The following is a 10137-nucleotide window of genomic DNA, read 5'->3' on the forward strand; positions in this document are numbered from 1 at the left end:
TTCCTCTGCGACCCGCGCATACGTGAGGATGGACACCGTGCAGCTGCCCGTGACACCACCGCTGGAGCCGATGCTGGCCAAGGCGCAGACCGCGGTGCCCGACCAGCCGGGCGTCTGGTCCTATGAACCCAAGTGGGACGGGTTCCGCGCGCTGGCCTTCCGCGACGGCGATGAGGTCGTGCTGCTGTCGCGCAGCGGCAAGGACCTGGCCCGCTACTTCCCCGAGGTGCTCGACGCGGTGCGCGACGAACTCGCGCCCCGCTGTGTCCTGGACGGAGAGATCGTCGTCCCGCGCGAGATCGCCGCGGACGCGAGGAACAAGGCAGGCAGGAGCCGGACCCGACTGGACTGGGAATCGCTGAGCCAGCGCATCCATCCCGCGGAGTCCCGGATCCGGATGCTGTCCGAACTGACACCCGCGCACTTCATCGGTTTCGACGCGCTGGCCGTCGGTGACACCTCGCTGCTGAAGGAGCCGTTCCGGAACCGCCGGGAGGCGCTCGTCGGCGCGGTGAATCACAAGCAGTGGTGTCACGTCACCCGCACCACCGAGGACCCCGCACTCGGGGCGCGCTGGCTCGACGAGTTCGAGGGGGCCGGACTCGACGGCATCATCGCCAAGCGGCTCGACGGACCGTACCTGCCGGGCAAGCGCGAGATGGTGAAGGTCAAACACCACCGGGACGCCGACTGCGTGGCGATCGGGTATCGCATCCACAAGAGCGGGGAGGGCATCGGCTCGATCCTGCTCGGCCTCTACCGCGAGGACGGCGAACTCCAGATGGTCGGCGGCGCTGCGTCGTTCACCGCCAAGGCGCGATTGAAGCTGCTGGCCGACCTGGAACCCCTGCGCATCGGCGACGACATGCGCGACGGCGAGCCGAGCCGATGGAACTCCGCGGCCGACAAACGCTGGATCCCGGTGCGGCCCGAGCGGGTCTGCGAAGTCGCCTACGACCAGATGGAAGGCAACACCGACGACGGCCGCAGGTTCCGGCACGCGGTGAGGTTCCTGCGCTGGCGACCGGACCGGGATCCGGCGAGTTGCACCTTCGACCAGCTCGACGTGCCGTTGACCTACGACCTCTACGACGTGTTGGAGAGCTCCTGATGCCAAGCCCCGCAACCGAAATCGACGTCGACGGCGTCAAGGTCCGGCTGACCAACCCGGACAAGCCGTACTTCCCGAAGCTCGGCAAGGACGGCACCAAGGGCAAGCTGGTCGAGTACTACCTGGCCGTCGCCGATCCGATGGTGATGCTGCTGCGCGACCGTCCGGTGCATCTGCAGCGGTTCCCCGACGGCATCGACGGCGAGGAGATCTACCAGAAGCGGGTGCCGCAGAAGCACCCGGACTACCTCGAAACCTGCACTGTCACTTTCCCGTCCGGTCGCACCGCGGACGCGCTGAAGATCACCCACCCGTCGGCGATCGCGTGGGCCGCGCAGATGGGAACGGTGACGCTGCACCCGTGGCAGGTGCGCTGCCCGGACACCGAGCATCCCGACGAGCTGCGCATCGACCTCGATCCCCAGCCGGGCACCGGATTCAAGGAGGCCCGCAGCGTGGCGGTGGATGTGCTGAAGCCGTTGCTGGACGAACTCGGTCTGGTCGGCTATCCGAAGACCTCGGGCGGCCGTGGCGTTCATGTGTTCCTGCGCATCGCGACAGACTGGGATTTCACCGCGGTGCGACGCGCCGGGATCGCCCTGGCCCGTGAGGTGGAGCGGCGCGCCCCGGATGCGGTGACGACGTCCTGGTGGAAGGAGGAGCGTGGCGAGCGACTGTTCATCGACTACAACCAGAACGCCCGCGACCGCACCTTCGCGTCGGCGTACTCGGCGCGCAAGACCCCGATCGCGACCGTGTCCACGCCGTTGACGTGGGACGAGTTGCGTGGCGCCGACCCCGACGACTACACGATCCTGACGGTGCCGGAGTTCGTCGCCGGCCGACCGGATCCGTGGGCCGGCATCGACGAGACGGCACAGTCGATCGACAAGCTGCTGGATATGGCGAAGGCCGACGAGGACCGCGGGCTCGGGGACCTGCCGTACCCGCCGAACTACCCGAAGATGCCGGGCGAACCGCCGCGGGTGCAGCCCAGCAAGAAAGTCGCCGCGCACTGGGACGAAGAGGGAAACCCGAAGTAGAGGGCCGGCGTCTGGCATCGGTTCGGGTAACTGCGAGTAGGGTTGAACCAGTCGGCGCTTTGCCGCCCGGTTGCATCCCGCGGATCGAAGTCGTCGACCTAATGGGCCGATCGTTTCGGCCGCAGACGGGAGCGTCGCCATGACGCCACAAGCAACTCGGAACGACCATGGGCCGCAAGCTCCGTACGGCAACCCGAGACCGCGATTGACACCGAGCGCCGTTCGGGTGGGGTTTGCCGATGGCGCATGGTGGTCTCGCAGCGAAGAACTTTCCGCAGAACTGCCGAACCTCTCGCCGCTCGAACGGAAAAGCCTGGACGAGGCCACCGACGCACGGCTGCGCTGGGAGTCAGAGGGTGGAGCTGGACCTCCCAGCCACGCGGGGCATCCGGAGATCCGTTATCCGCAGTTGCTGAGTACCGCGGCAGCTGAGATCGTCCATGAATAGGGATTGACCATGACAGTGCACGTAACGCGCGACGACGGTGTCACCGACGACTTCGCCCGCTTCGGTGACCGCTACATCAGACATACGGACGGCTCACTGGAGGTCATCCGAGCCGGGACCATGCAGGCCAAGACCTATCAGGCGGGACGCTGGTCGGACGTGAGTGGTGACGAGAAGCGCGCACATCGTCGACTGTTCCGGCACCGCGCATAGCGAGGCAACCGCGTCGGTGACCAGCGCGGCCGGATACCCTGCTGTGCATGTCGACCGCCACCCTCCGGAAGTTGCTGGCCACCCTGGCGATCGTCGGGATGCTCGTCAGCGGCATCGGAGTCGCGACGATGATGATCTTCGGCACCCGCGGCCAGCAGGAGATCAGCGCCCCGGAGCGCAGGCCGCCGACGCCACCGCCCCCGTCGGTGCCCACGAACGAGGAGTTCCTCATCGGCGTCGTCGTCACCGCACAGAACTGCGACCCGGCCGGGGCCTGCTTTTACACCTATACGATCGACCCCAAATATGTTGGGCTGCACCCTTTCCCGGAGGCCCCGTTCACCGTGGAGTATGAGGTGGTGGGCGGGCACGTGCCGCAGCCCGGACAGTTCACCGTGGAAGGTGACCAGGCCCAGATCCTCAAGGACGTCGTCGTCGAGGGGCCGCCCGGTGCGCAGCTGTCCGCGCGGGTCGTCCGGGTGGTGGGGTCGCCGGCGCCATGACCACACCTGCTGCGCGCAGTCGCTGGATGCGCAACTTCCATCCGTCGCCGACCGCCCGGATCCGACTGGTCTGCTTCCCGCACGCCGGCGGTTCGGCCAGCTACTACTTCCCGATGTCGGCGGCGCTGGCACCGGAGTTCGACGTGTTCGGTGTGCAGTATCCCGGGCGCCAGGACCGCTACAGCGAACCGTTCATCGAGACCATCGACGAGCTCGCGGACCAGGCGCATGCCGCGTTGAGCGCGGTGCCTGACGCGCCGCTGGCGTTCTTCGGGCACAGCATGGGCGCGGTGCTCGCCTTCGAGGTGGCCCGACGCTGCGAAGCCGCGGGAGACCGGAAGGTCCTCACGGTCTTCGCGTCCGGGTCGCGGGCGCCCAGTCGGTACGGCGACGAACGTCAGGCCAAGACCGACACCGAACTGGTCCGCGTGATGCGTGAACTCGGCGGCACCGACCCGCGGGTGCTGGAGAACCCCGATCTGCTGGCGACATTTCTGCCCGCCTTCGGCAACGACTACCGCGCGCTGCAGGACTATCACCGCGGGCCCGACGTGGGGATCAGCGCGCCGGTGGTGGTGATGACCGCGACCGACGACCCGAAGACCAGCGTCGACGACGCCCGCGCGTGGCACGGGCACACGACCGGCGGTGGTGAGGTGCACACCTTCGCCGGCGGCCACTTCTACCTGGAGAAACAACCCCAGAAGGTGGTCGAGGTGGTCGCACGGACGCTGCGGGACCTCGGTTAGGTTCTCGGGACCCTCCGGCCGAGATCGACGTCGCGGTCGTCAGCTCCGTCGTCTGAGGGTCGCGCGACGACCCGGATGTCGATCTCGCCCAGAGCACCGCGGCAGGTACCTGCCTGCTGTTGTGAGCACCGCGCCGGTCAGGCGGTCGGCACCACCCCGCGCGGTGTCGGCAGTGGCAGGTCGTTGTACGTCGCGATGCCCGGCGCTGCCGCGACGACGGCCGGGATCGCGTGGATCGGCGGCATCGCGGTCATGACGTGACCCAGCACGAAGAAATCCTCGAGCGTCTTGGCGTTCTCGATCATGTCCTGCGGCGGCAGGAAGCCCACCTGCATGTTGACCGTCGGCCGCCCGTCGATGGTGATCTTCCAGCCGTCGCCGTCGAGTTGCCAGTCCGGCTCAAGGGTCTGGCCCTTCTTCCACCGGACGTTGATGTCGATGACCGTCCTGCCCTGGTGGACGCCCTGCCAGCTGGCGTACACGCCGGCGACGTGACCGGCCGGGATCGTCCACGACGCCATCGCGAGATCTTCTGTGGTCTGCGCGTATTCGGGCACGCACTTGATCTCATCGAGTTCGATGCCGAGCGCGTCGGCGACCAGCTGCACGGCTTCGGCGAACACGGCCGTGCCGCGGGAGGCCATCGGCTGCAGGTCCGGGTCGTCGATCGCGGTGCCGAAACCGACGGGCCGCTCGGTGTCGGGGGAGTCGTAGAGCGTGGTGTCGGCGGATTCGGCGATCGTGACCTTGTCGATGCGGTCGCATGCGGTGCCCGCCACGATGGCGAGCAGCTCGGCGAAGCCGGGGCTGACGCCGGAACCGAACAATGTCGACCCGCCGCGCTGGCACGCGTCGGCGAGCTTGTCGCGGTCGGGACCGAGGTTGCGCCCGGTGATGAACGACGCGGAGGCGACGACGTTGACCCCTGCCTCCAGGATCCGGACGAGCTCGTCGACGTCGATCCACATCGGGTTGTAGACCACGGCGTCCGGCTTCAGCGCGAGCAGCGCGTCGACGTCATTGGTCGCAGCTATCCCGAGCGGCGCGATGCCGGCGAGCTCACCGGCGTCCCGGCCCACCTTGTCCTCGGACCAGGCGTACAGGCCGACCAGTTCGAGGTTCGGATTGCCGGCGATGGCCGCCACCGAGGACTTGCCTACGTTTCCCGTCGTCCACTGGACGACCCGATACGACACATTGTTGGGCACTCGCTCAGCATAGGTACGGTGCTGGTGGCCCGGTCGGATTCGGTGAAATCAGACGGTCGGGGTCAGAGCCGCCTTGCCGGTGCGGGTCTGCCCGGCCCGGTCGATCCAGGTCAGGTCCAGTACGTCGCCGGGATAGTGGCGGTCCAGCACCGCTGTCAGGGTCTTGGCGGAGTCGAGCTGGACGCCGTCGAGCACGATCAGGACGTCGCCGGGCAGCAGTCCGGCCTGCTGGGCCGGGCCGCCGTTCATCACCTCTTGGATCAGCACCCCGGGCTCGTTACGGGGTGTGGTGCGCACACCGACGCCGAGCAGCACCGGCGGGCCGATGTGCACGGTGTCGGAGGGCACGCCGGCGCGGATCTGGTCGGCCACCGCCATCGCGTCATTGATCGGAATCGCGAAACCCTTGCCGCCGGGACCCATCCGGAAGTTCACCGACGCCGCCGTCGTGATGCCCACGACCCGGCCGGCGCCGTCGACCACGGGGCCGCCGGAATCGCCTGCGCGGACCGGCGCGGCGAACTCGAACAGCCCGGTCAGCTCGTCCTTGGACCCGGTCAGAGTGTCCTCGGCCTCGACGGTGCGGCCGAAGCCGGTCAGCGTGCCGACCTCACGGGTCAACGGTGCATTGGTGCCCATCGCGTTGCCCAGCGCGATGACGGGTTGCCCGGGGGCCAGGGCGTAGGCGTCACCGATGACCGCCGCAGGCAGGCCGGCGGCGCCGATCAGCTGCAGCACCGCGATGTCGCGCCCGCGGTCGTATCCGACCAGCTGCGCCGGATAGGGGCGGCCGTTGACCGTCCCGGTGATGCGGTCGGCGCCCTGGACCACGTGGAAGTTGGTCAGAATCTGGCCACCGGGATTCAGCACGATCCCGGTGCCGAGACCGATCACGCCCTGGTAGTCGACCTCGGTGTCGATGCGCACCACCGCAGGTTCGGCCTGGGCCGCCGCGGAGACCGGATCGGCGGGCACGGCGGCCGCCGGCGTCACCGGGGTGACCAGAGCAAGGGCCGCAGCCAGCGCGAAAAACAGTATCCGTTGTCTGCGAATGAGCCCCATACCCATCAATAGTGGCTGCGACGTCGGCTGCTGTCGACGTGGGCCGTTTTCTCAGTCCTCGACCGCGACGCCGCCGCGGGTGCGCTTACGCCTGCCGAGCACCGATGTCTTGCCGTCAGGCCGGCGATTGCGGAGTTTGCCGTCGGACTCGTCCTCGGTGTCGGGCGCGTCCTCGCTGTCCGATGCGGCGTCGGCCGTGGGCGCCGGTTCGTCCTCGACGGCTTCGGTCTCCTCGGCGGTCTCGGTCTCCTCGTCCTCGGTGTCGGACGTGTCGGTGTCGGCAGTTTCGCCGTCGGTTTCGGTGGCGTCCGCGTCGGAACCGGCCCGCCGGCCCCTGCGCTCCTTGCGCGCCTTGGCCTTGAGCGGTTTCGGCGGCGGAGGCGGCAGTTCGGCGGCGAACGCCAGGTAGAACGCGAGCACGCCGAGAAGCGCCAGCGCGGCCGCAGCCCCGTAGATGCCGAAGAACCACTGGCCGGCCGAATCCAGCGGCACCCAGATCTCAGTGACCGCGGTGCCGATGATCAGCACGCCGGCCAGCACGTGCAGCGCGATCGAGGCCGTGCGCAGGTTCAGCGCCATCTGCGGCGTGCCGAACTCGGGGCGACGGGTGCGCAGCAGCGTGAACACCACGGGAAGCGCGGCCAGGCCGATCAGTGCGCCGACCACGATGCGCAGCACGGTGCCCAGTGTGGGGGAGATGTCGCCCAGCAGCTCGGGCGTCCGGGGAAGGACGAAGAAGAAGTAGAGGACCCCGGCGGCGATGGAGAACGACCCGTGCCAGATCACCGCGACGGTGCGGCCCATACTCCTCCTCCATCGTGTTGCCCGAGGTGCGACCAGCGAGTCGACAGCCGGTCGCACCTCGGGCGACTGCGGAGGATAGGGGATTTGAACCCCTGAGGGCTATTAACCCAACCCGCGTTCCAGGCGAGCGCCATAGGCCACTAGGCGAATCCTCCGTCGGCAATCGTAGCCGACTGATCCGGCGGTCCCCCAAATCTCCCCGCGGAGCTCCTCGTGGACGCGCCCCCGCCCCGGGGTACTACACTCGCCGTGGACCCCGCGCGGCGTCCATCCTGTGAACTCCCCCAGGGCCGGAAGGCAGCAAGGGTCAACGGGCTCTGGCGGGTGCGCGGGGTCCCCTTACTTCATTCGCACGACGGTGAAAGGCGAACGGTGTCGTTCCATTCGCTGGGCCTCGACGATCTGCGCGCGCAGCACGAGCTGCAGCAGCGCAACTACGCCCAGCTCCAGGCCAAGAACCTCCGCCTCGACCTGACGCGAGGCAAGCCGTCCCCGCAGCAGCTCGACCTGTCCAACGCGCTGCTGGCGCTGCCGGGGAGCGGCCGCGACGCATACCTGGACCGGGAGGGCACCGACACCCGCAACTACGGCGGCCTGCAGGGGCTGCCCGAACTGCGCGCGATCTTCGGCGAGCTGCTGGGCGTTCCGGTGCCCAACCTGATCGCCGGCAACAACGCCAGCCTGGAGTTCATGCACGACACCGTGGTGTTCTCGCTGCTGCACGGCGGCGTCGACTCGGCCCGCCCGTGGGTGGACGACCTCCGCGACGGCCCCGGGGTCAAGTTCCTGTGCCCCGCACCCGGCTACGACCGCCATTTCGCGATCACCGAGAGCCTGGGCATCGAGATGATCCCGGTGCCGCTGCGCGAGGACGGCCCCGACATGGACCGGGTCGAAGAGCTCGTCGCCGCCGACCCGGCGATCAAGGGCATGTGGTGCGTGCCCGTCTACGCCAACCCCACCGGCGCCACCTACTCCGTCGAGACGGTCCGCCGTCTGGCCCAGATGGAGACCGCGGCAACCGATTTCCGTCTGATGTGGGACAACGCCTACGCGGTGCACACCCTCACCGACGAGTTCGTCGAGCCGCTGGACGTCCTCGGTATGGCCGAAGCCGCCGGGCACCCGCACCGGCCGCTGATCTTCGCGTCCACCTCCAAGATCACCTTCGCCGGCGCCGGGGTGAGCTTCTTCGGCGGCTCGCAGGCCACTCTCGACTGGTACCTCAAGCACGCGGGCAAGAAGTCGATCGGCCCGGACAAGGTCAACCAGCTGCGGCACGCCCGGTTCTTCGGCGACGCCGACGGTGTCCGGTCCCAGATGCGCCGCCACCGGGAGATCCTGGCGCCGAAGTTCGCGCTGGCGCTGGAGATCCTGGAGGACCGGCTCGGCGATGCCAAGATCGCGTCCTGGACCGAACCCAAGGGTGGCTACTTCATCAGCCTCGACGTGCTGCCCGGCACCGCCAAGCGCACGGTCGCGCTGGCCAAGGACGCCGGCATCGCCGTCACCGCGGCCGGAGCATCGTTCCCGTACCGAAAAGACCCGGAGGACAAGAACATCCGGATCGCGCCGACCTTCCCGGGCCTCTCTGACCTGCGTGAGGCCATCGACGGGCTCGCCACCTGCGCGCTGTACTCGGCCGCCGAGCAGTTGCTGACGCTGCCCCCCGAGAAGTAGTCGGACCGGGTCGGTAGCCTGCTTCCGTGGCTCTCTACCGCAAGTACCGACCGGCGACGTTTGCAGAGGTCGTCGGCCAGGAACACGTCACCGAGCCGCTGTCGACGGCGCTCAACTCCGGTCGCATCAACCACGCGTACCTGTTCTCCGGGCCGCGCGGCTGCGGCAAGACCTCATCGGCGCGCATCCTGGCCCGTTCCCTCAACTGTGTCGAGGGGCCGACGGCCACCCCGTGCGGCGTGTGCGACTCCTGCGTCGCGCTGGCGCCGAACGGGTCGGGCAACATGGACGTCACCGAGCTCGACGCGGCCAGTCACGGCGGCGTCGACGACACCCGCGAGCTGCGCGACCGCGCTTTCTACGCACCGGCCCAGTCGCGGTACCGCATCTTCATCGTCGACGAGGCGCACATGGTCACCACGGCCGGCTTCAACGCGCTGCTCAAGATCGTCGAGGAGCCGCCCGAGCATCTGATCTTCGTGTTCGCCACCACCGAGCCGGAGAAGGTGCTGCCCACCATCCGGTCGCGGACCCATCACTATCCGTTCCGGCTGCTGGCGCCGCGCACCATGCGCTCGCTGATCGAGAAGATCGTCGCGTCGGAGAACGTCCACGTCGACGACGCGGTGTACCCGCTGGTCATCCGTGCCGGCGGCGGCTCCCCGCGTGACACGCTCAGCGTCCTCGACCAGCTGCTGGCGGGCGCGCACACCGACGCCGCGGGCACCAGCCACGTCGCCTACCAGCGCGCACTGTCGCTGCTCGGTGCCACCGACGTCGCGCTGATCGACGACGCGATCGACGCGTTGGCCGCCAACGACTCGGCCGCGCTGTTCGGTGCGGTGGAAGGCGTCGTCGACGCCGGCCACGATCCGCGTCGCTTCGCCACCGACCTGCTCGAGCGGTTCCGGGATCTGATCGTGCTGCAGGCCGTCCCCGACGCGGCGGCCCGGGGTGTGGTCGACGGTCCCGAGGACGTGCTCGAGCGGATGCGTGAACAGGCGGCCCGGCTCGGCACCGCGACGCTGACCCGCTACGCCGAGGTGGTGCACGCCGGCCTGGGGGAGATGCGCGGGGCGACGGCGCCGCGACTGCTGCTGGAGGTGGTGTGCGCCCGGTTGCTGCTGCCTTCGGCCAGTGACACCGAGGCCGCGCTGCTGCAGCGCGTCGAGCGCATCGAGACCCGGCTGGACATCTCGATCCCGGCCGGCGACGAGATCGTCCCGGCAGCGCCGGCAGCACCGCGCAAGCAGTTCGTCCGCAGGAGTGAGGCCGCGTCGGCACCGCCCGAGACTGCCCCCACCCCGACACCCGCC

At 69.0% G+C, this 10137-nt stretch carries 11 protein-coding genes, 1 tRNA gene and 1 other RNA gene; 9 read left to right on the plus strand and 4 right to left on the minus strand.

Translation table 11 applies throughout. The features are described from left to right. The first annotated feature begins 28 nt into the window (after nt 1-28). The 6 genes from MVA01S_RS12870 to MVA01S_RS12890 all read left to right on the plus strand — a co-directional run bounded on the left by MVA01S_RS12870 (nt 29) and on the right by MVA01S_RS12890 (nt 4067). Nucleotides 29-1111 (plus strand): ATP-dependent DNA ligase, encoded by a 1083-nt coding sequence (locus MVA01S_RS12870; RefSeq protein WP_003931804.1) that lies wholly within the window; start codon nt 29-31, stop codon nt 1109-1111. Beyond that, a complete protein-coding gene (gene ligD, locus MVA01S_RS12875) occupies nt 1111-2154 on the plus strand; it encodes a non-homologous end-joining DNA ligase (RefSeq protein ID WP_003931805.1) in 1044 nt (347 codons plus the stop codon). The genes MVA01S_RS12870 and ligD overlap by 1 nt, the downstream gene beginning before the upstream one ends. A gap of 139 nt (nt 2155-2293) precedes the next feature. Then, nucleotides 2294-2602 carry a DUF5994 family protein gene (locus MVA01S_RS32005; protein WP_221928366.1) on the plus strand — a complete coding sequence of 103 codons (309 nt, stop codon included), beginning with the start codon at nt 2294-2296 and terminating at the stop codon, nt 2600-2602. A 9-nt stretch (nt 2603-2611) separates the two neighbouring features. Further along, a complete protein-coding gene (locus tag MVA01S_RS12880) occupies nt 2612-2815 on the plus strand; it encodes a hypothetical protein (RefSeq protein ID WP_003931806.1) in 204 nt (67 codons plus the stop codon). A gap of 47 nt (nt 2816-2862) precedes the next feature. Beyond that, nucleotides 2863-3318, plus strand: a complete 456-nt coding sequence (locus MVA01S_RS12885) for a hypothetical protein (RefSeq protein WP_003931807.1) — start codon at nt 2863-2865, stop codon at nt 3316-3318. Further along, a complete protein-coding gene (locus MVA01S_RS12890; protein ID WP_040542020.1) occupies nt 3315-4067 on the plus strand; it encodes a thioesterase II family protein in 753 nt (250 codons plus the stop codon). Before MVA01S_RS12885 ends, MVA01S_RS12890 begins: the two co-directional genes overlap by 4 nt. A 137-nt stretch (nt 4068-4204) precedes the next feature. Here the strand turns inward: MVA01S_RS12890 and MVA01S_RS12895 are convergent, their stop codons facing one another. From MVA01S_RS12895 to MVA01S_RS12910, 4 genes are all read right to left on the minus strand, one after another. Next, nucleotides 4205-5275 (minus strand): NAD(P)H-dependent amine dehydrogenase family protein, encoded by a 1071-nt coding sequence (locus tag MVA01S_RS12895; RefSeq protein ID WP_040542022.1) that lies wholly within the window; start codon nt 5273-5275, stop codon nt 4205-4207. Nucleotides 5276-5323: 48 nt separating this feature from the next. Continuing rightward, entirely contained in the window at nt 5324-6343 is a 1020-nt protein-coding gene (locus MVA01S_RS12900) for a S1C family serine protease (protein ID WP_040542024.1), read from the minus strand. A 45-nt stretch (nt 6344-6388) separates the two neighbouring features. Next, nucleotides 6389-7141: a lipid uptake coordinator LucA gene (gene lucA, locus MVA01S_RS12905; RefSeq protein WP_003931811.1), complete on the minus strand. Its 753-nt coding sequence runs from the start codon at nt 7139-7141 to the stop codon at nt 6389-6391. A 69-nt stretch (nt 7142-7210) separates the two neighbouring features. Next, nucleotides 7211-7296: transfer RNA gene (locus MVA01S_RS12910), tRNA-Ser, on the minus strand. Nucleotides 7297-7389: 93 nt separating this feature from the next. Between MVA01S_RS12910 and ffs the strand changes: the two genes are divergently transcribed. From ffs to MVA01S_RS12925, 3 genes are all read left to right on the plus strand, one after another. After that, an RNA gene (ffs, locus tag MVA01S_RS12915) (signal recognition particle sRNA small type) lies at nt 7390-7484 on the plus strand. Between the two features lie 29 nt (nt 7485-7513). Then, the gene (locus MVA01S_RS12920; protein WP_003931812.1) at nt 7514-8821 is read left to right on the plus strand and encodes an aspartate aminotransferase type Ic; all 1308 of its coding nucleotides are present in this window, start codon (nt 7514-7516) and stop codon (nt 8819-8821) included. A gap of 26 nt (nt 8822-8847) precedes the next feature. After that, nucleotides 8848-10137: DNA polymerase III subunits gamma/tau (locus tag MVA01S_RS12925; RefSeq protein ID WP_159426320.1), on the plus strand; the 1290-nt coding region annotated here is incomplete at its 3' end.

This window comes from Mycolicibacterium vaccae NBRC 14118 = CIP 105934 (assembly GCF_001552715.1).
GTDB classification, from domain to species: Bacteria; Actinomycetota; Actinomycetes; order Mycobacteriales; family Mycobacteriaceae; genus Mycobacterium; species Mycobacterium vaccae.

Coding starts and splice junctions, on each gene's coding strand:
- MVA01S_RS12900 (WP_040542024.1), bottom strand. CDS start 6,343: ATGGGTATGGGGCTCATTCGCAGACAACGGATACTGTTTTTCGCGCTG.
- MVA01S_RS12870 (WP_003931804.1), top strand. CDS start 29: ATGGACACCGTGCAGCTGCCCGTGACACCACCGCTGGAGCCGATGCTG.
- lucA (WP_003931811.1), bottom strand. CDS start 7,141: ATGGGCCGCACCGTCGCGGTGATCTGGCACGGGTCGTTCTCCATCGCC.
- MVA01S_RS12890 (WP_040542020.1), top strand. CDS start 3,315: ATGACCACACCTGCTGCGCGCAGTCGCTGGATGCGCAACTTCCATCCG.
- MVA01S_RS32005 (WP_221928366.1), top strand. CDS start 2,294: ATGACGCCACAAGCAACTCGGAACGACCATGGGCCGCAAGCTCCGTAC.
- MVA01S_RS12885 (WP_003931807.1), top strand. CDS start 2,863: ATGTCGACCGCCACCCTCCGGAAGTTGCTGGCCACCCTGGCGATCGTC.
- ligD (WP_003931805.1), top strand. CDS start 1,111: ATGCCAAGCCCCGCAACCGAAATCGACGTCGACGGCGTCAAGGTCCGG.
- MVA01S_RS12880 (WP_003931806.1), top strand. CDS start 2,612: ATGACAGTGCACGTAACGCGCGACGACGGTGTCACCGACGACTTCGCC.